The organism is Tritonibacter multivorans, assembly GCF_001458415.1.
Lineage (GTDB): Bacteria > Pseudomonadota > Alphaproteobacteria > Rhodobacterales > Rhodobacteraceae > Epibacterium > Epibacterium multivorans.
In genome coordinates this window covers 180,122-199,351 of the sequence record NZ_CYSD01000042.1, presented here as the reverse complement: position 1 = coordinate 199,351, position 19,230 = coordinate 180,122, and the positions used below count along the sequence as shown (strand labels likewise).

Sequence of the window (19,230 nt, the reverse complement as noted above, 5' to 3'; positions counted from 1 at the left end):
TGGTTTCAAGATCGCGTCATCACAGCTGTTATCCCCCACAACGCGCCTGCACCCGACATCGCAGAGCGACCTCTGCCATCAGCAATCGCCGCATTTGTGCAACCAACGGGCCAAATCGGTAGAATTTCTGCGAAAAACGGTCGAGATTATCGCCCCAAACACTGGAAATTTGCTAAGCCAATCTACAATTCCGGCGGAGTACGGCTGCTGCGTGCCGCCCAATAATAAAACTTGCCCGAAGTTGCCCGACTTGGAGAGAAATACGTGTCCCTATTCCTGATTGCGGCTTTGCCCTTTCTTGGAGCCCTGTTCCCAGGGCTTTTGATCCGTGCGGGGCGTGATGCCTGCGCCTTTGCGGCGGGGCTTGCGTCGCTGTTGGCCTTTGTTGGCCTGATGACCCATGCGCCTGCGATTTTTGCCGGTGAAGTCATCCATGCCCGTGTTGACTGGCTGCCGCAGCTGGGGCTGTCGGCGAATTTCTTCCTGGATGGCCTTGGGTTCCTGTTTGCCACCCTGATCCTTAGCATTGGTCTGCTGATCATTCTCTATGCGCGGTTCTACCTGTCGCGGCAGGATCCGATGGGCAATTTCTACACCTATCTTCTGCTGTTTCAGGGCGCGATGGTGGGCATTGTCACCTCGGACAATATCCTGCTGCTGCTGATCTTCTGGGAGCTGACGTCCCTGTCGTCCTTCCTGCTGATTGGTTTTTGGAAACATCTGCCCGAGGGGCGTCAGGGCGCGCGCATGGCGCTGACCGTGACCGGCATGGGCGGCTTGGCGATGATCGCCGGCATGCTGATCTTGGGACACATTGCAGGGTCTTACGACATCTCTGTGATCCTGCAAAACAAAGAGGCAATCCAGTCTTCGGACCTTTATCTCCCCGCTTTGCTGCTGATCCTGCTGGGTGCCTTTACCAAATCCGCGCAGTTCCCGTTCCATTTCTGGCTGCCCCACGCCATGGCTGCGCCGACGCCGGTGTCGGCCTATCTGCACTCTGCCACTATGGTCAAAGCGGGCTTGTTCCTGATGGCGCGGCTGTGGCCGGTGCTGGCGGGCACCGATGCGTGGTTCTACATTGTGGCGACCACCGGCCTTGTGACCATGCTCTTGGGGGCCGTCATTGCCCTGTTCAAAGATGACCTGAAGGCGCTTTTGGCATTCTCCACCGTGTCGCATCTGGGTCTGATCACCATGCTTCTTGGCTTTGGCACCAAGGCCGCAGCGGTGGGCGCAGTATTTCATATTATCAACCACGCCACCTTCAAGGCGGCGCTGTTTATGACCGCTGGCATTGTCGACCACGAAGCGCACACCCGCGACATCAAACGTCTGGGCGGTCTGCGCCATCTGATGCCGGTGACCTTTACCATTGCCCTGGTGGCAGGACTGTCGATGGCAGGTATCCCACCGTTCAACGGGTTCTTGTCCAAAGAAATGATGCTGGAGCTCGCAGCTCATACCGATTGGAACGGCAGCCATCTGCTGGTGCCCGCGCTGGCCACATTGGCGGCGCTGTTCTCGGTCGCCTATTCCTTCCGCTTTATCGCCCATACCTTCCTTGGTCCCAAACGCGAGGATTACCCCGGCCATCCCCATGATCCGGGCTTTGGGCTGTGGGCCTCGCCTGCGCTGCTGACCGTTCTGGTGGTGGTGATTGGCCTGTTTTCGGGGCCCGTTGTTGGGCCGCTGGTGCAGGTGACAGCCGACGCGGTTACAGGTGCACACCCCAAGGTGTACCTGAAACTGTGGCACGGGTTCACGCCCGCGCTCTATATGTCTGCAGGCGCCATCGTTGGCGGCCTTCTGCTGTTGATGTTGCACCGTTGGCTGGACCGGGCGTGGAATGACGCGCCGCGCCCCGAGGCCAAAGCGATCTTTGAAGGGATCATCGCCCGCGTCACCGATCTGGCGCGCGGGATTACCGATGGTCTGCACAATGGCGCGATCACCCGCTATGCGGCGATCATGGTGGTGTTCACGCTGGCCGTTTCCATTCATGCCTATACTTCGGGCACGCTTGGGCTTCCTACCCGCAAGATGATGGAAATCGGGCTGCTGCCGGCGGTTGGCTGGCTCCTTCTGGTGGTTGCGACGGGTTGCATTCTGCTTTTGCACCGCAACCGTTTCCTGTCGCTGATCCTGATCGGGATTGTTGGTCTCATCGTGTCGCTGTCGTTTAACTATCTCTCGGCACCCGACCTTGCGCTGACGCAGATCTCGGTCGAGGTGGTGACCATTATCCTCATGCTGCTGGCGTTGAACTTCATGCCCAAGGACACACCGATTGAAACCCCGCCCCTGACCCGTCTGCGGGATGGCGGGATCGCGGTGGCGGCCGGTGTCGGGATTGCCGCGCTGGCCTATGCCATGCTGATGCGGGATTTCTCTTTCGAGAGCATCTCGGCCTTCCATGCGGCCAATTCCTACAAGGGCGGCGGCGGCACCAATATGGTGAATGTGATCCTGGTGGATTTCCGGGGCTTCGACACCTTTGGCGAAATCATCGTTTTGGGGATTGCCGCGATGGTGATCTATGCGCTGACCGAGGCGGTTCTGGCCTCCAAAGTGCGCGCGTACCTGCTGAACCGCAAACCTGACATGCTGATGGCAGGCGACGCCCACCCCGGTCTGATGGTGGTGGTGACCCGCGTGATGATGCCGGTGGCGCTGATGGTGGCGGCCTATATCTTCTTCCGCGGTCACAACCTGCCGGGCGGTGGTTTCATTGCCGGTCTGATCGCCGCGATTGCGGTGGTGATGCAGTATATGGCCTCGGGCTTTGGCTGGGCAGCGGAACGCCAGCGGTTCCCTTATCACGGGATCATCGGATCTGGCGTGCTGGTCGCTGCCGCCACGGGCCTTGGCGCGTGGTTCAACAATGTGCCGTTCCTCACCTCGGACTTTGGCTACGTGCACATTGAACCGCTGAAGGAATTCGAACTGGCTACAGCCGCCCTGTTTGACCTTGGCGTGTTCCTTGCCGTGGTTGGTGCGGTGCTCCTGGCGCTTGAGAGCCTTGCGCGCTTTGCCTGGCAGCCGGGCATCGACACAGACCACGCCATCGACATCAATCCCGCGCGCGATGACCTCGCCGCCAACGAAAAGAATGAGGGCTGAGCATGGAACTCCTCGTCGCTTCCGCCATCGGTATTCTGACCGCAGCGGGCATTTACCTGATGCTGCGCCGCCGGACCTTTCCGGTGATCCTGGGCCTGTCGCTCCTGACCTATGGGGTGAACATCTTTCTGTTCGCCACCGGCCGTCTGGTCACCGGCGCGCCGCCGATCCTCAATAAATACGCCGAGGTCGCCTATGCCGACCCCCTGCCCCAAGCGTTGGTGCTGACCGCAATTGTGATCTCTTTCGGCATGACCGCCGTGGTGGTGATGATCGCACTTGCGGCCTACCTCAGCGCCAAGGATGACAATATCAATATGACCCATACGACTGAGGCAGGAGAGGACGCATGAACCATCTCCTGATTGCACCGGTGGTGCTGCCCGCATTGGTGGCCCCTTTTATCATTATGGCGCTGCGCTATCACATTGACCTGCAACGGGTGTTCTCTGTCGCGAGCTGTGTGCTGCTGACGGTCATCGCCGTGGCGCTGACCGCGCAGGCGGCGGATGGCACCGTGCAGGTCTACGAGCTTGGCAACTGGCAGGCGCCCTTTGGCATTGTGCTGGTGCTGGACCGTCTGTCGGCGCTGATGGTGCTGCTGACGGCGGTGCTGGGTCTGGGCGTGGTGCTGTATGCCATGGGATCCGGCTGGGACGAACGCGGCGCGAACTTCCACGCGCTGTTTCAATTCCAGCTGATGGGCATTATGGGCGCGTTTCTGACCGGCGATGCCTTCAACCTGTTTGTCTTCTTCGAGGTGCTGCTGATTGCCTCCTATGGCCTGATGATCCACGGCGGTGGCACCCGACGGTTTCAGGCCGGCGTGCAATATGTGGTCTATAACCTCATCGGCTCGTCGCTGTTCCTGTTTGCGCTTGGCACGCTTTATGCGGTGACGGGCACGCTGAATATGGCCGACCTTGCGGTGCGTGTGGCGGAACTGCCCGCCTCCGACACCGCGATCCTGCGGGTGGGCGCGATTATGTTGCTCTTGGTCTTTGCGATCAAAGCCGCGCTTCTGCCGTTGCATTTCTGGCTGCCCGCATCCTATGCTAACGCGCCCCTGCCAGTGGCCGCCCTGTTTGCAATCATGACCAAGGTCGGCGCCTATGCGATCCTGCGGATGTACACGCTGGTCTTTGCCCCAGACGTGCCCGCCGCCGCGGGTCTGATGGAGGCCTGGCTGCTACCCGCCGCCCTGATGACCGCCGCAATTGGTGCCTTTGGGGTTCTGGGCTCGCGCGAGATTGGCCATCTGGCAGCCTTTGGCGCGATCACATCCGTGGGCACGCTGCTGACCGCAATTTCGCTGTTCACCCCCGAGGCTGCGGCCGCCGCGATCTATTACATCGTTCACTCGACCTTCACCGCTGCCGCGCTGTTCCTGATTGCCGACATGGTGATGGAACGTCAGGGCGGAGAGATCACCGCAAAGCCGGTGATGGCGCACAGCGGTCTGATCTCGGCCCTGTTCTTTGTCGCGGCCATTGCCATGGCGGGCATGCCACCGCTATCCGGGTTCCTGGGCAAGCTGCTGGTGCTGGACGCCGCGCGCGACCATGCGCTGGCGCCTTGGGTCTGGGCTGTGATCCTGATCAGTTCGCTGGTGACGATCCTGGGTCTCGCACGGGCCGGCACGGCGATATTCTGGAAATCGCATGGGCTCGACACCCCCGAAGATTATGTGGCAGAGGCCCCGAATCCGGCCCCCAGCACGGCATTGACCTTCGTGACGGTCATTGGACTGTTGGGTCTGCTGGGCCTGTACACCGTGGCTGCTGGTCCGGTGATGCGCTACGCCGAGGCAACTGCCGCGGATCTGTTTGATCGCCGCGCTTATGTGGAAACCGTGCTGGCCAACCGCGATCGCCCGGTGGAAGACCCCAATGACGCGCATTCGCACGACACGTTCCACCACGCTGACCACAATGAAGACACCTATCCGCAACCGGATGCGCAAAGTGAGGAGAGCCACTGATGAAAATCCTCAACCGGCTTGTGCCGCACCCTTACCTGACCCTGATGCTGACGGTGACCTGGCTGATGCTGGTCAACCGCTTCTCGCTCAATTCGCTGGTGTTTGGCCTGTTTCTGGGTCTGCTGATCCCCTTTGTGACGCAGCCCTTCTGGCCCAACCGGCCCAAACTGTCGAAACCGCTGAACCTGATCGGCTATGTGGCGGTGGTGCTCTGGGACATTGTTGTCGCCAACTTCATCGTGGCGCGCATTGTTCTGTTCATGCCCAACAGCCGCCGCCAGCCCGCCTTTGTCACCGTGCCGCTGGACATTCGCACGCCCGAAGCCATCGCCATGCTGGGGGGCACCATCACCATGACGCCGGGCACCGTGACCTGTGACATCTCCAGCGAAGGCCACGCGCTGCTGGTCCACTGCCTGCACGCCCCCGACCCCGAATCCGAGGTCGCCACGATCAAGTCCCGCTACGAGGCCCGCCTGAAGGAGATCTTCGAATGATCCAATATGCTTACGGCTTTGCCTATGCCTGCTTTTCACTGGCGCTTTTGATGAACCTCTGGAAAATCATCTTTGCCAAGGAAACCTCGGACCGGATCCTTGCGCTCGACACGATGTTCATCAACGCCATCGCGCTGATCGCGCTCTATGGCGTGGCGCTGGGAACCGAGATCTTCTTTGAGGCGGCGCTGATTATGGCGATGCTTGGGTTTATCTCGACTGTGGCTTATGCGCGCTTCCTGCTGCGCGGCAATATTATTGAGTGAGGACAAGATGATGGAACAGATTCTGGACATTCTGATTGTCGTCTTCGCGGTGCTGGGCGGCTTCTTTGGGCTGCTGGGCTCTTTTGGGCTTTTGAAGCTCAATGACCCGGTGTCACGGCTGCATGCGCCGACCAAAACCTCCACCTTGGGCGTGGGCGCCATTCTGCTGGCCTCTTTCTTCCATTCCTGGGGATACGATCACCACGGCTCCAGCCACGAGCTGCTGATTTTGATGTTCCTGCTGGTCACGGCCCCGGTCACGGCAAATTTCATTGCCAAGGTGCACATCAGCCGCCACACCAAACCGGAAGACCTGCCCAGCCCCGGCGAAGACCGCCTCTGGGCAACGCATATGCAACCCGAAGAGAACGGCGACGCTCCGCAGCAGCAGGGCTAAGCCGCGAAGAAAGCGCTTTATGACACCCACCGCCCCCCTGCCTTTGACCCGTGATCTGGTTCTTGTGGGGGGCGGTCATGCCCATGCGCTGGTCCTGCGGATGTGGGCCATGAACCCGCTGCCCGGCGTGCGGCTGACGGTGATCGACCCGCAACCCGCTGCCGCCTATTCCGGCATGCTTCCTGGGTTTGTTGCCGGACACTACGGGCGCGATGATCTGGACATTGACCTGGTCAAGCTTGCCCGATTTGTTGGCGCCCGGCTGATCTTGGGCCGCGCCAGTCGGATCGATCCGGTGGCAAAAACCATTCATGTGCAGGGCCGTCCGCCCATTGTTTATGACATTGCATCAGTCGACATTGGGATAACCTCCACCATGCCGCAGCTGGTGGGGTTTGCGGAGCACGGCGTGCCTGCCAAACCGCTTGGAACCTTTGCGGCGCGCTGGGACGCATTCCGCAGCGGCGACGGCCCGGCCCGCATTGCCTGCATTGGCGGCGGCATCGCCGGAACCGAGTTGATACTGGCCATGGCCCATGCGCTCAGATCCCGTGACCGTCTGGCCAGCGCCACCTTGATAGATCGCTCAGCGGTTCTTTCCGCCGTCAGCCCGCAGAATGCCGCGCGCATTCGGCGCGCCTTGGACGAATACGGGGTCGAGGTGATCGAACAGGCCGAGATCACCCACCTCAGCGAAGGGCACATTCACCTGGCCTCTGGACGCAGTGTTCTGTCCGATTTCACCGTCGGCGCCGCGGGCACGCGCCCCTATGACTGGCTGTCTGACTGCGGGCTCACGATGAAAGACGGGTTTGTCGTCATTGACGCGCACCTTCAGACCTCGGACCCGGCGATCTTTGCCACCGGCGACTGTGCCGAAATGGCCTTTGCCCCGCGCCCCAAGGCCGGTGTTTTCGCTGTGCGCCAAGCGCCTGTTTTGCTGCACAACCTGCGCGCGGCGCTGTCGGGCCAGCCTCTGAAGTCTTATAGGCCGCAAAGCGATTATCTCAAACTCGTGTCCCTCGGCGGCAAACGGGCACTGGCCGACCGCAGCGGCTTTGGTTTTGCAAGCCCCCTGCTGTGGCGCTGGAAAGACCGGATCGACCAGCAGTTTATGGAGAAGTTCCGCCGCCTGCCCGCAATGGCGACGCCGCCCCTTCCAGTCCCGCATGCCGAAGGCTTGGCCGAGGCCCTTGGCACCAAGCCCCTCTGTGGGGGCTGCGGGTCAAAGGTTGGCCGCACAGCCCTGTTGGCCACACTCGCGCCCCATCAGGGCGCCGCGCGCGATGACCTCACCCCGCTTCCCGGCGATGACGCGGCGCTTTTGACCGTGGGCGGCGCGAAACAGGTGCTGTCGACCGATCACCTGCGCGCCATGGTGGAAGACCCGGTGGTGATGACCGAAATCGCCGCCCAACATGCGCTGAATGATATCTACGCCATGGGCGCACGCCCTCAGGCCGCCACCCTGACGCTCATCTTGCCCCGCCTGTCCGACAGTTTGCAGGCCCGCACCTTGGCCGAAATTATGGCCACCGCCGATCAGGTCATGGCAGAGGCAGGGGCGGCGATTGTTGGTGGCCATACCTCGATTGGGGCGGAATTGATGATTGGTTTCACCCTCACCGGGCTTTGCGATTATCCCCTCACGCTCGCGGGTGCGCGTCCGGGCGATGTGCTTTTGCTGACCAAACCGCTTGGCTCGGGAATGATTATGGCAGGCGACATGGCAGGTGCGGCCCGCGGCACAGACCTTGCAGAGGCGCTTGCGATGATGCGGCAAAGCCAGAAAACCGCAGCCGAGATCCTGAACAGCGCCCATGCGATGACGGATGTCACCGGCTTTGGCCTGATCGGGCATCTCAAGGGGCTGCTGTCCGCGTCACAGGTGGGCGCCACCCTTTCCGTGCAGGACATTCCGCGGATGACGGGCGCCGACGCGCTGGCCGAGGCTGGCATTCGCTCTTCGATTTATGACGCCAACCGCAGGCTGGCACCGGATCTGTCCGACGCAGGCCCGCGCGCGCTGCTGTTTGACCCGCAGACTTCTGGCGGGCTTTTGGCTGCCGTTGCCCCTGACAGGGCGCAATCGACCCTGAAGGCGTTGCAAGACGCAGGCTACCACGCAGCGATGATCGGAGAGATCACCCAGAACAGCGGTGACATCACCCTGCGCTAAGCGCCTCTAGACGGGCAAGTACCTGCGTTGCAGCCGCTTCGATGCCCGTATCATTCAGGCTCTCTGTGACAACAGACCCAAGGCTCTGCACCGGGTATCGGCCGCGTGCTTTCCGATAGGCCGGGTCGTAATGGTCGCGCATCAGGCTTGCGGTCAGGGCGGCTTTGTCGCCTTCGGCAATGAACGCCTGCCACTGATCGACCAACGCGTTTGAACGATGCGCCCGCAACTGATCAAGCTTCTCGCTCAGCTTTGGACCATTGGACAGAATGTCCTCATAGGCGCGCAAAAGATAGTCACAGCGCGCCTCAAACGCGGCCTCCACATCCAGACGCGGCGCATGTTTCATGGCCTCCCACACGGTCGGTGGAATACTGCGCGCGCCGATTTTATTGGCCTCTGCCTCAACCAGCACAGGGCGTTCCGGGTCCATACCCGCCAGCGCGCAGGCGATGCGGCTTTCAAAGGCCTTCTGGCTGGGCTGCCCCCCCGGCCGTTCGCCCAGAAGCGAGCCACGGTGCCCGGCCATGGCTTCAAGATCCAGCACCTGCCCCCCCTGACGCGCAACCGCAGTCAGGATTTCAGTCTTGGCGGTGCCGGTGAACCCATCGAGCAGAACCAGACGATGCGTCAGCGCGTCCTCGTAAACCGCGCGGTGAACCATACGGCGATAGGTTTGATAGCCCCCCTGCACCACATCCGCGCGCCACCCGATCTGCTGCAACATCCACGTAAACGACCCGCTGCGCTGGCCGCCACGCCAGCAATAGACCAAGGGCCGCCATGCCCCGTCATGATGGCTGAGGTGCTGTTCGATGTGATTGGCCGCATTGCGAAACACCAGCGCCGCCCCGAGTTTACGGGCCTTAAAGGGGCTGTCCTGCACATAGATCGTCCCGACCTCGGCGCGTTCTTCATTGTTCAGCACGGGAAGGTTGATGGCACCGGGCACATGGTCCTCGGCATATTCGGCCGGGCTGCGCACATCGATCACCGTGTCATGACCATGGGCAAGCATCTGTGCCAGGGAAGAAAACGTCAGGCTCATGCCTTCTTCCTACACCGGTTTTACGGTGAACCAACGCAAAAACCCTAAAAGTTTAGCCACTTCACCACAAACCTCCCCAAAAACGGTGAGTTGAGGCAGCATGCTTACTTTCTCTAGTCTGGAGACAAGAAACGTAATCGAGGCAACCCGCCGTGTGTTCTATTTTATCCGGCACGGCCTATTTTCGAGTGACAAAGATATGCGCGACCTGATTGATGACCAACCGCTCCGTTCTGATATGGACCCGGCGAATAAATTGGAACTGCCGACGACATTGATCCGGCAGCTCAACCAGATTGCAACCGCACAGTTTTTGGACTCGATCGCTCAAACGGGTGCAAACCTCACGCAGGTGCAACACTGCGTTCTGGCCACCTTGGCGGCACATCCGGACGTCGATCAGGCCACGCTTGCGGGGCTCATTGGCTATGACCGCGCAACAACCGGCAAGGTGGTTGATAAACTCTGTGACAAGGGTCTGACCACGCGTACCCCGCGCCCCGGGGATCGCCGCGCCAAGATTGTGTCGCTGACCTTTGCCGGGCACCAATTGCTGCGCGAACTTGCCCCTTATGTGGATCGGGCACAGACGCGTGTTCTCGCCGGGCTCAGCGAAACGGAAGCCAATTTGTTTCTGGCATTGCTGAAAAAGGCCACGCTGACCGGCAATGAGCTGAGCCGCGCCCCGAAACGGGTTCTGAACGGCGCGTGAACGCCTAGATCAATCGTCTAAATCAACTGTCCACGAGGCGGCGCGCCGTCTTCGACAGGGTCACGCAACTGCGCCCCACTGGCGCGGTTGCTGTTGACCTCGGGGTCGACCCGAAAGACCTCCAACAGCCCGTCCGGTCCCGGTTGCATCAGCGTCGCGGCACCGTGCCCTTCCTCGCCCAGCCACAACGGCCATTGATCGGGCGCAAGCACCAGCGGCATGCGGTGATGAATGGCCCCCACCTCCTGATTGGCGGCGGTGGTGACAATGGCACAGGTCTCTATTGGCATATCAACACCTGCCCCCTGCCAGCTTTGCCAGATCGCGGCAAAGGCAATGGGCGCGCCATCCCTGCGGTGCAGATACCAGGGCAGCCGCGCCCCATGGGGGGCCTTGGTCCATTCATAAAACCCATCCGCCGGGATCAGCGCGCGGCGTTCGCGGCAGGCGCTGGCAAAGGCAGGTTTTTCGGCAAGGGTTTCGGCGCGCGCATTGATCAGCAGCGGACCTGCGGTTTCGGTCTCGTACCAATGGGGCAGGAATCCCCAGCGCATGGACACCAACTGCCGGCCAAGCGGGCCGGATTTGATCGCATGCACCGCGGTGGTGGGGCAAATGTTATAGTTCGGCAGGTTCGGCAAAAGGTTCGCGGCCTGCGCATCAAACAGCTGCGCCATCGCATCTGTGGGCAGTGTCAGCGCAAATCTTCCGCACATGGCGTTGTCCCTTCCAGCCTGTCTTGCAGATGTCGTCAAACTCACCCAGATTGCAGCCATGACACAAGCTCCTATTTGCATCGCCTATTTCTCGGGCTTCGGCCACACCACCCAAATTGCCAAAGCGCTGGCCACAGACATGGGTCAGGTGCGCCTGGTTGATGTGGACGGGATAACGGCCGAAGACTGGGCCGCACTGGATGCGGCACCAACACTGGTCTTTGGGGCACCGACCTATATGGGGTCGACCGCCGCAAAATTCGGCCTGTTTCTGGAAGAAGCCGCCGAACGCTGGATGGAGCAGGCCTGGCAAGACAAGCTTGCCGCAGGCTTCACCGTGGCCACACACCCATCCGGCGACAAGCTTGCTGCGCTGCAAAGGCTCAGCGTGTTTGCCGCGCAAATGGGCATGATCTGGGTCGGTCAAACCGCCATTGGCGCACCGGTGTTTCCCGAACGTGCGGGGCTCAATACAGATGGGTCGTGGCTGGGTCTGATGGCCCGTGACAGCGGTCAGGACGATGGGAAGGTCATGTCACAGGACCTTGAAACCGCACGTATTTTTGGCCGCCGTATTCGCGCAGCAACCGAACGCTGGGGTTAACCCCGTTTGCGGGCAATTTCGATCCGGGCTTCGATCATCGACATGTCTTTGATAATGTCGCGCCGCTTGGTGCGGTCGCCGGTGTCGCGCAGCTCTGCACGCAGATCCGCCAGCTGACGCGACAGGCTCACCACTTCGGGCACCGCGCCATTGTCTTTCAGGATGCGCGTCATCACCGCGTTTTCGGGATCGTCGCATTTCGGCAAAGGCTTCCCCGCCCCTTCGAGGTTGTCGAAGGCGCCGTCCTTTTCGGCCGCCGCAATACGCGCGTTGATAAGGTCAATCAGCGGGTGATCCATAACGCCAATTTGCCATGCGCAGGCAACGAAGAAAAGCAAAAGAAAACCGCCGCGCCCCTACGGGCACGGCGGCTCATCAGGTCCTTAGACGCTGATTATTTCTTGGTGATACGACCATCGGTGTAGGGCGTGTAAGGCGCGTTTTTCGCCATATACTCGGCCGTCACATCCGCCAGATCGGGACCAAAGTCATAGGCGTTTTCTGCGTCGCGGAACATTTTGTACCCGTCACCGCCGCCACGGACGTAGTTGTTGGAAACCAGACCGTAGGTTTTCGCCGGGTCGATCGCGACCCAAGCGTCGCCGTCCATGACCAGCACGTCAGACACACGGCCTTCGTTCGGCGCAACCGCGATGTCGAAGGTGTACTTCAGACCCGCCACCTGCGGGAAACGGCCTTTGCCCTCTTCCACTTGGGACACACCGCTTTCCAGCGCGTCGATCACGGTCTGGCCGGACACAAAGAAGGTCGACAGCGTGTTCTGGAACGGCAGCACGGTCAGCACTTCGCCCATGGTCACTTCGCCCGCATCAATCGACGCGCGCAGGCCACCACCGTTCTGGATCGCGATGGAAATGCCCTGATCTTTCACACGGTCCAGCATTGCGTCCGCAACGAGGTTGCCGATCGAACATTCCTCGGCGCGGCAAACATTGCGGTCACCGACGATCACATCCGAGGATTCCGCGACAACGCGCTTTTTCATTTCCTCGATCGGGGCGCCCATTTCAGCAACGCGTGCCAGCATGCCCGCATCCGGCGTGACAGAGGCATCCAGCAGCATCGGCTCGCCTTCCGCAGCAGAGACAACGCCCGCGTCATCAAAGGTCACGTCCAGCTCACCCAGATATTTGGAATAGGCGTAAGCGGTGACAACCGCCGTGTCGCCCACCATGGTCGGATAGGGGCCTTTTGCGCGCTCGTTGGTGTTGGACAGCAGGGTGTGGGAGTGGCCACCGACCACAACGTCAATGCCCGGAACCGCTGCCGCAATGTCCAGATCTTTGGGCAGGCCTACGTGGGTCAGCGCGATGATCTTGTTCACGCCTTCGGCTTCCAGCGTGGCAACGTCTGCTTTCAGGCTTTCGATCTCGTCCTGGAAGACAACATTGTCGCCGGGGGAAGAAGTATCCACGGTGTCGGTCGCCAGAACCGAGATGATGCCGATCTTTTCGCCACCCACTTCCAGCACGACATGGTTGCCCACTTTGCCTTTCAGGCTGTCCTCGGATGACAGGTCAAGGTTGCCAGAGATAACCGGGAAGGACACGGCATCGATGAATTTGGCCAAACCTTCGGGGCCATCGTCAAATTCGTGGTTGCCGACCGCCATGGCGTCATAGCCGATGGCTTCCATGAATTCGGCCTCGGCCGCACCTTTGTAGGTGGTGTAGAACAACGAGCCCTGGAACGGGTCACCGGCGTCCAGAACCAAAACGTTCTGGCCAGCCAGTTCCGCGCGCTTGGCGTCCACTGCGGATTTGATACGCGCCACACCGCCAAAGCATTTGCCTTCGGCTTCGCTCTCGGCGTTACAGGTGGAATCGTATTTGTTGATCGACTCGATCCGGCTGTGGATGTCGTTGGTGTGCAGAATGGTCAGCTTGTAATCGGCCGCCGCAAACCCTGCGGTCAGACCCAGAGCTGCAACCGAACTCAGGAAACGTGTCATCATGATTAAATCCTCACCATGTTTTTTTGATTGATTATTCGCGCCATTCTTATGAGCTTCTCGCGTGCAGTCAAAGACGATTTGCGTAACAGCCATATGTCTCAACGTCACTTTAAGCGCATTTGATGCTTGATAATGCATCGAACGCGCGGCATGAGAAAGCCCATGCTGATCTACAAGATTTTCCGTGACCCCGAATGGCGCGATTTCGACGCCAAAGGCGAAACGCTGGGCGCTCCGATCGACCTGTCGGACGGCTTCATTCATTTTTCTACCGCAACCCAAGCTGCTGAAACCGCCGCGAAACATTTCGCCGGTGCCGAAGGGCTGTGGCTCTTGGCCTTTGAGGCGGACGCCATGGGTGACGCGCTAAAGTGGGAAGTGTCCCGTGGCGGCGCAGAGTTCCCGCATCTGTACCGGGCGATGACGCGGGACGAGGTGCTCTGGGTTGCGCCGCTGCCACTGGTCAACGGCCAGCACCAATTCCCGGCCGATATGGCCTGACGAGATTTAGGGATCAAACGATGATGAACCTGACCGAGAAACTCGCCCTCGCCACCCTTCACCGTTTTGATCCCGAGGTTGCCCATGGGCTCTCGATCAAAGCGCTGCGGGCCGGTCTCACCCCCTGCCCCGGTCCTGTGACCTCGGCACGGCTGCGCACGCAGATTGCGGGTATTGATCTGCCGAACCCGGTGGGTCTGGCCGCAGGGTTTGACAAGAACGCCGAAGCACTCAAGCCGCTCTCGCAGGCGGGCTTTGGCTTTATTGAGGTCGGCGCCGCCACGCCGCGTCCGCAGCCCGGCAATCCAAAACCGCGCCTGTTTCGCCTGACCGAGGACCGCGCCGCGATCAACCGCTTTGGCTTCAACAATGAAGGTATGGAAGCGATTGGCGCCCGTCTTGCGGACCGCCCCCGCGACGCCGTGATTGGCCTGAACCTTGGTGCCAACAAAGACAGCCAAGACCGTGCCCAGGATTTTGCCCGCGTGCTGGAACACTGCGGCGCGCATCTGGATTTTGCCACCGTCAACGTGTCCTCGCCCAACACCGAAAAACTGCGCGACCTGCAGGGAAAGGCGGCGCTGTCGGCGCTGCTGGCCGGCGTGGTCGAGACCCGAAATGGTCTGAACAAACGCGTGCCGATCTTCCTAAAGATCGCTCCCGATCTGGACGAAGCTGGTCTTGCAGATGTGGCCGAGGTCGCCGTGGAAAGCGGCATTGACGCGGTGATCGCCACCAACACAACGCTCGACCGTGCCGGCCTGGCAAGCGCGCACAAAGGCGAGGCTGGCGGCCTGTCTGGCGCGCCGCTGTTTGAAAAATCCACCCGCATTCTGGCCCAACTGTCCAAGCGGCTGGAAGGACAGGTGCCCCTTATCGGCGTAGGCGGCATTTCCACGGCCGAACAGGCCTATGCCAAGATCTGCGCCGGGGCCTCGGCGGTGCAGTTCTACACCGCGCTGGTTTACGGCGGGCTGTCGCTCGCAGGTGACATCGCGCGCGGGCTGGACACATTGCTGAAAAACGATGGCTTTGAAAACGTGAGCGAGGCTGTCGGCACACGCCGGAAGGACTGGACATGATCACCTATTGGCACAATCCCCGCTGCTCCAAATCCCGCGCAGGGCTGGCGTTTTTTGAAGACCGTGGCGTGACACTCACCGAACGGCGATACCTTGAGGATGCGCCCTCTCGTGAGGAACTTGCAGCGGTTCTGGCCAAACTTGGCGTCTCCGCAGTCCAGATGATGCGCGCCAAAGACAAGCTGTTCAAAGAGCTGGGGCTTTCCGCCGACATGTCAGAAGATCAACTTCTAGACGCAATGGCCGCAAACCCGGCCCTGATCGAACGCCCAATTGCGATCTCAGGCGACAAAGCCGCCATTGGCCGCCCGACCGAAGCCCTCGGCGCGGTTCTTGAGTAAGACACCAATTGTCAAAGCTGTTTGGCAGGCCGCGCCGAAGGCGCGGCCTGCCCCCGGCGATGCGCGAAGGGCAGCGCAAACCCTCCAGCCGATGCGCGAAGCGCAGCGGCTCCCGGCGTCTCGCAAAGCGAGGCGCAAGCCCTCAAGCCGCCCGCGCTTCCAGCGCGGGATAGCGCAGCCCCAATGTCACGCCGCGCGCGACAAAGGAAATCAGCAGCGCCAGCCACAGCCCGTGATTGCCAAAGACGGGCAACAGCAGCCCAAGCGACAGCACATAGACCACCGCACTCACCGCCATCATATTGCGCATGTCCCGTGACGCTGTGGCACCAATAAAGATCCCATCCAGCATCCAGGCCGCGCAGCCCATCAGCGGTGCAGCCACCACATAAGGCAGATAGACCCGCGCCGTGTCGCGCACATCCGCAGCCGTGCTCATCATGTCGATCATCCCGCCACCAAACAGCAAAAACGCCAAAGCCATCACACATGCCACACCAGCGCCGCCAATGCTGGTGACCAGCGCTGCCCGCCGCAAAGCCGCGCGTCTTTTTGCCCCCAAGGCCTGCCCCACCAGCGTTTCCGCGGCAAAGGCAAACCCATCCATGCCATAGGCCGTCAGCAACAGCATCTGCATCAGCACCTGATTGGCCGCCAGCGCCAGATCGCCCTGCCGCGCGCCAATAAAGGTGAAAGAGGTGAACATCGCCTGCAGCAGCAGCGAACGGATCAGAATATCCCCGTTCACAGAAGCCATGTGCCACAGACGCTCGGCTTTCAGAACCTGCGCCCAGTTGCGCCAGGCGGGGCCGCGAAACCCCGCGCGGCAAAACCAAAGCCCCAGCGCCAGCCCGGACCATTCAGCCAGGAAGGTGGCAAAGGCCACGCCCGACACCCCCCAGCCAAGCCCCAGCACAAACCAGATGTCCAGCACCATATTGAGCCCATTCATCCAGATCTGCACCGCCATAAAGGCCTGACTGCGCTCCTGCGCGATCAACCAGCCCGACAGCCCATAAATGGCAATCATCGCAGGGGCCGACCAGATGCGGATCGCCAGATAGTCCTGTGCCAGCGCGGCAACCTCGGACGAGGGCGCTGCCAGCCACAGCGCAGCCGCGATCAGTGGCACTTGAAGAACCACCATGACCAGCCCGGCACTTGCGCCGATCAGCACCACACGCGTCAACAGGGCCGCAACTTCAGCCCGGTCCCCCTGCCCGCGTGCCTGACTGGCAAGACCAACCGTGCCCATGCGCAGAAAGCCGAACATCCAATAGAGCGAAGACAGAATAATCGCCCCCACCGCCACAGCGCCCAAAGGCGCCGCCGCCCCGAGTTGCCCCACCACAGCCGTATCCACGATCCCCAAAAGGGGCACCGTTGCATTGGACAGCACAATCGGCAGGGCAATCTTCATCACCCGCGCAGGGGTGATAGAGCCAAGGACATCAGGGCTGGCTTGGTGAGCTGGCGCAGTCATCTGGCGTTTCCTTAATCTGGCCCTCAATCGGGAGTTCTGGGTTGGGGCATCAGGAAATGCCCCGTAGCCTGGGCAAACAGCTTGTCTTTGTGATCCTGCCACGCCGCCACATGAACCGAGGCATAGCGCCGCCCAGACCGGTTCACGGTCGCCCGCGCATAGGCATCGCGCGGCAGGCCTGAACGCAGGTAGTCGACGGTAAAATCGATCGTCTTTGGCTGACGCGGCATCTCGCCTGCGACCATGGCCTCCACATCCAATGCACCGCTTTCGAACTGCGGCCACAGATGGAACCAATTGAGCGTGATCTGCGCGGTCACCTCAAGGAACGCCGCTGTCGCGCCCCCGTGCAGCGCCGGGATCAGCGGGTTGCCAATATTGCTGTCCTGATAATGCAACGTCGAAGACAGCTCGTCCCCGCGTCGTTCAAAACTGATCCCCAAAAAACGTGCATAGGGCACCGTATCCACCAGCGCCTTTAGCGCCGCATCCCGGCGCTGTTTGACGGCCTGCATTGGTTCAGGTTGCGGGCGGGTCATTGGCTGTCCTCCGGGGTCTTGGTGGTATCAAAGGTAAAAGCCCCTGTGGCGGTGGCCACCGGCAAAGATGTGTCCTCATCCACCGCTTCGGCGCGCACAAAGGCGACCGAGCGGGTCACATGATAGCAGGTCGCGGTTGCGGTGATCGCCTGCCCCGGCGTGGCGCTGCGCATATAGTCAATGCGCAGATCAATCGTGGCGGTGCCCTTGGATTGGCGCGGGTGGCTCATCACTGCGGCGCCACAGCAGGTGTCCATCAGCGCCGACACTGCCCCCCCATGGATCACCCCGGTCTCGGGGTCACCCACCAGTTTTTCATCATAAGGCATCGCCATGACCGCACGCCCGTCGCCGATTTCAACCAGCGTCATGCCAAGGCTTTGCGCATGTGGGATCGCCTCTATGAACTGGCGCGCTATTTTGGATTTGTCGCTCATGGGTGGTCCCTCCTGCCTATGCCGCACGGCTGTCATGAGCCGGTTTGTTCCTTTGCGGGGCCAAATTTACAGAAATTCAGTCTTCCCAATGTGATCGCGGTCACAGATGCGGCCTTTGGCCTGCAGTATCAAGCGCGCCTGCCGCAAGCGCAAGACCTCTATCCGACGCCGCGGCACGAAGCCAGATATCCGGCGACGTCACGGTTGCAGCCACTGGCCCTTTATGCGTAACGTGCCCCCCAAGGAGGAAGCGGATGTCCGAAGAAAACAAACTGTCCTTCAAGGAAATGTGTGCCGAGTTCGAGGTGACCCCAAGAACGCTGCGCTATTACGAGTATATTGAGCTCTTGCACCCCGAGCGCCAGGGCCGGTCCCGGTTCTACGGTCCTCGCGAGGTTGCCCGGATGAAGCTGATCCTGCGCGGCCGTAAGTTTGGCTTCCAACTGGAAGAGATCCGCCAGTGGCTGCTGATCTACGAACATGAAGGCAATGAAGCCCAGATGCGCGCCTTTGTCGCCATGGCCGACCGCCAGATGAAGGAACTCGAAAGTCAGCGCCAGCAGATCAACGAGGCCATGGACGAATTGACCGCCCTGCGCAGCGAGACCTTGAAAGAGCTCGGCTAACGCCGCTTCTCACATTTTATACTGCATTCAATCCCCGCTGATCTCGGCGGGGATTTGTTATTTGTGATGCGGCGGGTCCGCCTATCTCGGACCGACACCCGTCCGCCGCGCCCGCTGGCGCCGATACAAAAAGACCGTTCTTCGGCCCCGACGTGGCGTCACAAATACGGACCCCTACGTCAGGGCTGGATGTGACGCAGCGTACAAGTTACGTCAACGTCAAGTTCATGTTGTAAATGAACCCGACGCAGCGCAGAACTGTAGCGAGAGTTAACCTAACGTGATGCACAGTATGAATGACATGACCGAAGAGACCAAAACCATCCGCGAAATGTGTGATGAGTTCGACGTAACTCCGCGCACGCTGCGTTTCTATGAGGCCAAAGAACTGCTGTTCCCGATCCGCGAGGGTCAGAAACGCCTGTTCACCAAACGCGACGCCGCCCGGCTGAAACTGATCCTGCGCGGCAAGCGCTTTGGGTTCAGCCTGGAGGAAATCCGCCAGCTTCTCGATCTCTATCACATGGGCGACCAGCAGCTGACACAGCTGACCCGCACCCACGAGATCGCCAAAGAACGTCTGGCCGATATGGAGCGCCAGCGCGCCGAATTGGACGAAGCCATCAACGACCTGAATGACCAGCTTGGTTGGGTCGAACAGATGATCACCTCCATGCAGACGTCAAAGGCCGCCGAATAAGAGCACCGCTGTCGGGCCACCCG

At 60.8% G+C, this 19,230-nt stretch carries 22 protein-coding genes; 15 read left to right on the top strand and 7 right to left on the bottom strand.

Features of this window, described 5'->3' with window-relative positions; all coding sequences use genetic code 11:
- Positions 1–264 precede the first annotated feature (264 nt).
- The 7 genes from TRM7557_RS16710 to selD are packed head-to-tail and all read left to right on the top strand — an operon-like array spanning position 265 to position 8,443.
- Positions 265–3,123, top strand: coding sequence for a monovalent cation/H+ antiporter subunit A (locus TRM7557_RS16710; protein WP_058291357.1), 2,859 nt, complete (start codon positions 265–267; stop codon positions 3,121–3,123).
- 2 nt (positions 3,124–3,125) lie between these two features.
- Positions 3,126–3,476 (top strand): Na+/H+ antiporter subunit C, encoded by a 351-nt coding sequence (locus TRM7557_RS16705; RefSeq protein WP_058291356.1) that lies wholly within the window; start codon positions 3,126–3,128, stop codon positions 3,474–3,476.
- A complete protein-coding gene (locus TRM7557_RS16700) occupies positions 3,473–5,104 on the top strand; it encodes a monovalent cation/H+ antiporter subunit D (protein WP_082626641.1) in 1,632 nt (543 codons plus the stop codon). Before TRM7557_RS16705 ends, TRM7557_RS16700 begins: the two co-directional genes overlap by 4 nt.
- Positions 5,104–5,601, top strand: a complete 498-nt coding sequence (locus tag TRM7557_RS16695) for a Na+/H+ antiporter subunit E (protein WP_058291355.1) — start codon at positions 5,104–5,106, stop codon at positions 5,599–5,601. The genes TRM7557_RS16700 and TRM7557_RS16695 overlap by 1 nt, the downstream gene beginning before the upstream one ends.
- A complete protein-coding gene (locus TRM7557_RS16690) occupies positions 5,598–5,867 on the top strand; it encodes a K+/H+ antiporter subunit F (protein WP_058291354.1) in 270 nt (89 codons plus the stop codon). The genes TRM7557_RS16695 and TRM7557_RS16690 overlap by 4 nt, the downstream gene beginning before the upstream one ends.
- 10 nt (positions 5,868–5,877) lie before the next feature.
- Positions 5,878–6,264 carry a Na+/H+ antiporter subunit G gene (locus TRM7557_RS16685; protein ID WP_058291353.1) on the top strand — a complete coding sequence of 129 codons (387 nt, stop codon included), beginning with the start codon at positions 5,878–5,880 and terminating at the stop codon, positions 6,262–6,264.
- Positions 6,265–6,283: 19 nt separating this feature from the next.
- Positions 6,284–8,443 carry a selenide, water dikinase SelD gene (gene selD / locus TRM7557_RS16680; protein WP_058291352.1) on the top strand — a complete coding sequence of 720 codons (2,160 nt, stop codon included), beginning with the start codon at positions 6,284–6,286 and terminating at the stop codon, positions 8,441–8,443.
- Here the strand turns inward: selD and mnmH are convergent.
- Complete coding sequence (gene mnmH, locus TRM7557_RS16675) at positions 8,430–9,491, bottom strand: tRNA 2-selenouridine(34) synthase MnmH (protein ID WP_058291351.1); 1,062 nt, start codon at positions 9,489–9,491, stop codon at positions 8,430–8,432. The genes selD and mnmH overlap by 14 nt on opposite strands.
- A 199-nt stretch (positions 9,492–9,690) precedes the next feature.
- Between mnmH and TRM7557_RS16670 the strand changes: the two genes are divergently transcribed.
- Positions 9,691–10,203, top strand: a complete 513-nt coding sequence (locus tag TRM7557_RS16670; RefSeq protein WP_235811503.1) for a MarR family winged helix-turn-helix transcriptional regulator — start codon at positions 9,691–9,693, stop codon at positions 10,201–10,203.
- Between the two features lie 17 nt (positions 10,204–10,220).
- On the opposite strand, the gene TRM7557_RS16665 is transcribed toward TRM7557_RS16670, so the two are convergent.
- Complete coding sequence (locus TRM7557_RS16665) at positions 10,221–10,919, bottom strand: SOS response-associated peptidase (protein WP_058291350.1); 699 nt, start codon at positions 10,917–10,919, stop codon at positions 10,221–10,223.
- Positions 10,920–10,977: 58 nt separating this feature from the next.
- Between TRM7557_RS16665 and TRM7557_RS16660 the strand changes: the two genes are divergently transcribed.
- Positions 10,978–11,523 carry a flavodoxin family protein gene (locus tag TRM7557_RS16660; protein ID WP_058291623.1) on the top strand — a complete coding sequence of 182 codons (546 nt, stop codon included), beginning with the start codon at positions 10,978–10,980 and terminating at the stop codon, positions 11,521–11,523.
- Here TRM7557_RS16660 and TRM7557_RS16655 read toward each other — a convergent pair.
- Together TRM7557_RS16655 and TRM7557_RS16650 are read right to left on the bottom strand one after the other, a co-directional pair.
- Positions 11,520–11,822 carry a DnaJ family domain-containing protein gene (locus tag TRM7557_RS16655; protein ID WP_058291349.1) on the bottom strand — a complete coding sequence of 101 codons (303 nt, stop codon included), beginning with the start codon at positions 11,820–11,822 and terminating at the stop codon, positions 11,520–11,522. The two genes, TRM7557_RS16660 and TRM7557_RS16655, sit on opposite strands and share 4 nt — an antisense overlap.
- 95 nt (positions 11,823–11,917) lie before the next feature.
- Positions 11,918–13,498, bottom strand: coding sequence for a bifunctional metallophosphatase/5'-nucleotidase (locus TRM7557_RS16650; RefSeq protein WP_058291348.1), 1,581 nt, complete (start codon positions 13,496–13,498; stop codon positions 11,918–11,920).
- Between the two features lie 162 nt (positions 13,499–13,660).
- Here TRM7557_RS16650 and TRM7557_RS16645 point away from each other — a divergent pair, with 162 nt between their 5' ends.
- The 3 genes from TRM7557_RS16645 to arsC are packed head-to-tail and all read left to right on the top strand — an operon-like array spanning position 13,661 to position 15,422.
- Positions 13,661–13,999 carry a DUF952 domain-containing protein gene (locus TRM7557_RS16645; protein WP_058291347.1) on the top strand — a complete coding sequence of 113 codons (339 nt, stop codon included), beginning with the start codon at positions 13,661–13,663 and terminating at the stop codon, positions 13,997–13,999.
- A gap of 23 nt (positions 14,000–14,022) precedes the next feature.
- Positions 14,023–15,081: a quinone-dependent dihydroorotate dehydrogenase gene (locus TRM7557_RS16640; RefSeq protein WP_058291622.1), complete on the top strand. Its 1,059-nt coding sequence runs from the start codon at positions 14,023–14,025 to the stop codon at positions 15,079–15,081.
- A complete protein-coding gene (arsC, locus tag TRM7557_RS16635) occupies positions 15,078–15,422 on the top strand; it encodes an arsenate reductase (glutaredoxin) (RefSeq protein WP_058291346.1) in 345 nt (114 codons plus the stop codon). The genes TRM7557_RS16640 and arsC overlap by 4 nt, the downstream gene beginning before the upstream one ends.
- A gap of 142 nt (positions 15,423–15,564) precedes the next feature.
- Here the strand turns inward: arsC and TRM7557_RS16630 are convergent, their stop codons facing one another.
- Genes TRM7557_RS16630 through TRM7557_RS16620 form a run of 3 tightly spaced genes read right to left on the bottom strand, consistent with a single transcriptional unit; the run spans position 15,565 to position 17,881 of the window.
- Positions 15,565–16,905, bottom strand: a complete 1,341-nt coding sequence (locus TRM7557_RS16630; protein WP_058291345.1) for an MATE family efflux transporter — start codon at positions 16,903–16,905, stop codon at positions 15,565–15,567.
- A 23-nt stretch (positions 16,906–16,928) separates the two neighbouring features.
- Positions 16,929–17,444, bottom strand: coding sequence for a PaaI family thioesterase (locus TRM7557_RS16625; protein WP_058291344.1), 516 nt, complete (start codon positions 17,442–17,444; stop codon positions 16,929–16,931).
- On the bottom strand, positions 17,441–17,881 hold the full coding sequence (locus TRM7557_RS16620; RefSeq protein WP_058291343.1) for a PaaI family thioesterase: 441 nt from the start codon (positions 17,879–17,881) through the stop codon (positions 17,441–17,443). Before TRM7557_RS16620 ends, TRM7557_RS16625 begins: the two co-directional genes overlap by 4 nt.
- A 90-nt stretch (positions 17,882–17,971) precedes the next feature.
- Here TRM7557_RS16620 and TRM7557_RS20120 point away from each other — a divergent pair, with 90 nt between their 5' ends.
- From TRM7557_RS20120 to TRM7557_RS16610, 3 genes are all read left to right on the top strand, one after another.
- Positions 17,972–18,112: a hypothetical protein gene (locus tag TRM7557_RS20120; RefSeq protein WP_165592478.1), complete on the top strand. Its 141-nt coding sequence runs from the start codon at positions 17,972–17,974 to the stop codon at positions 18,110–18,112.
- Between the two features lie 23 nt (positions 18,113–18,135).
- A complete protein-coding gene (locus TRM7557_RS16615; RefSeq protein ID WP_058291342.1) occupies positions 18,136–18,507 on the top strand; it encodes a MerR family transcriptional regulator in 372 nt (123 codons plus the stop codon).
- Between the two features lie 301 nt (positions 18,508–18,808).
- Positions 18,809–19,207, top strand: coding sequence for a MerR family transcriptional regulator (locus TRM7557_RS16610; protein ID WP_058291621.1), 399 nt, complete (start codon positions 18,809–18,811; stop codon positions 19,205–19,207).
- Positions 19,208–19,230: the final 23 nt, after the last annotated feature.

What these genes read in the sequence shown, in the direction of transcription:
- TRM7557_RS16705 (WP_058291356.1), top strand. Translation starts at nt 3,126, where the DNA reads ATGGAACTCCTCGTCGCTTCCGCCATCGGTATTCTGACCGCAGCGGGC.
- TRM7557_RS16700 (WP_082626641.1), top strand. Translation starts at nt 3,473, where the DNA reads ATGAACCATCTCCTGATTGCACCGGTGGTGCTGCCCGCATTGGTGGCC.
- TRM7557_RS16695 (WP_058291355.1), top strand. Translation starts at nt 5,104, where the DNA reads ATGAAAATCCTCAACCGGCTTGTGCCGCACCCTTACCTGACCCTGATG.
- TRM7557_RS16690 (WP_058291354.1), top strand. Translation starts at nt 5,598, where the DNA reads ATGATCCAATATGCTTACGGCTTTGCCTATGCCTGCTTTTCACTGGCG.
- TRM7557_RS16685 (WP_058291353.1), top strand. Translation starts at nt 5,878, where the DNA reads ATGGAACAGATTCTGGACATTCTGATTGTCGTCTTCGCGGTGCTGGGC.
- selD (WP_058291352.1), top strand. Translation starts at nt 6,284, where the DNA reads ATGACACCCACCGCCCCCCTGCCTTTGACCCGTGATCTGGTTCTTGTG.
- mnmH (WP_058291351.1), bottom strand. Translation starts at nt 9,491, where the DNA reads ATGAGCCTGACGTTTTCTTCCCTGGCACAGATGCTTGCCCATGGTCAT.
- TRM7557_RS16670 (WP_235811503.1), top strand. Translation starts at nt 9,691, where the DNA reads ATGCGCGACCTGATTGATGACCAACCGCTCCGTTCTGATATGGACCCG.
- TRM7557_RS16665 (WP_058291350.1), bottom strand. Translation starts at nt 10,919, where the DNA reads ATGTGCGGAAGATTTGCGCTGACACTGCCCACAGATGCGATGGCGCAG.
- TRM7557_RS16660 (WP_058291623.1), top strand. Translation starts at nt 10,978, where the DNA reads ATGACACAAGCTCCTATTTGCATCGCCTATTTCTCGGGCTTCGGCCAC.
- TRM7557_RS16655 (WP_058291349.1), bottom strand. Translation starts at nt 11,822, where the DNA reads ATGGATCACCCGCTGATTGACCTTATCAACGCGCGTATTGCGGCGGCC.
- TRM7557_RS16650 (WP_058291348.1), bottom strand. Translation starts at nt 13,498, where the DNA reads ATGATGACACGTTTCCTGAGTTCGGTTGCAGCTCTGGGTCTGACCGCA.
- TRM7557_RS16645 (WP_058291347.1), top strand. Translation starts at nt 13,661, where the DNA reads ATGCTGATCTACAAGATTTTCCGTGACCCCGAATGGCGCGATTTCGAC.
- TRM7557_RS16640 (WP_058291622.1), top strand. Translation starts at nt 14,023, where the DNA reads ATGAACCTGACCGAGAAACTCGCCCTCGCCACCCTTCACCGTTTTGAT.
- arsC (WP_058291346.1), top strand. Translation starts at nt 15,078, where the DNA reads ATGATCACCTATTGGCACAATCCCCGCTGCTCCAAATCCCGCGCAGGG.
- TRM7557_RS16630 (WP_058291345.1), bottom strand. Translation starts at nt 16,905, where the DNA reads ATGACTGCGCCAGCTCACCAAGCCAGCCCTGATGTCCTTGGCTCTATC.
- TRM7557_RS16625 (WP_058291344.1), bottom strand. Translation starts at nt 17,444, where the DNA reads ATGACCCGCCCGCAACCTGAACCAATGCAGGCCGTCAAACAGCGCCGG.
- TRM7557_RS16620 (WP_058291343.1), bottom strand. Translation starts at nt 17,881, where the DNA reads ATGAGCGACAAATCCAAAATAGCGCGCCAGTTCATAGAGGCGATCCCA.
- TRM7557_RS16615 (WP_058291342.1), top strand. Translation starts at nt 18,136, where the DNA reads ATGTCCGAAGAAAACAAACTGTCCTTCAAGGAAATGTGTGCCGAGTTC.
- TRM7557_RS16610 (WP_058291621.1), top strand. Translation starts at nt 18,809, where the DNA reads ATGACCGAAGAGACCAAAACCATCCGCGAAATGTGTGATGAGTTCGAC.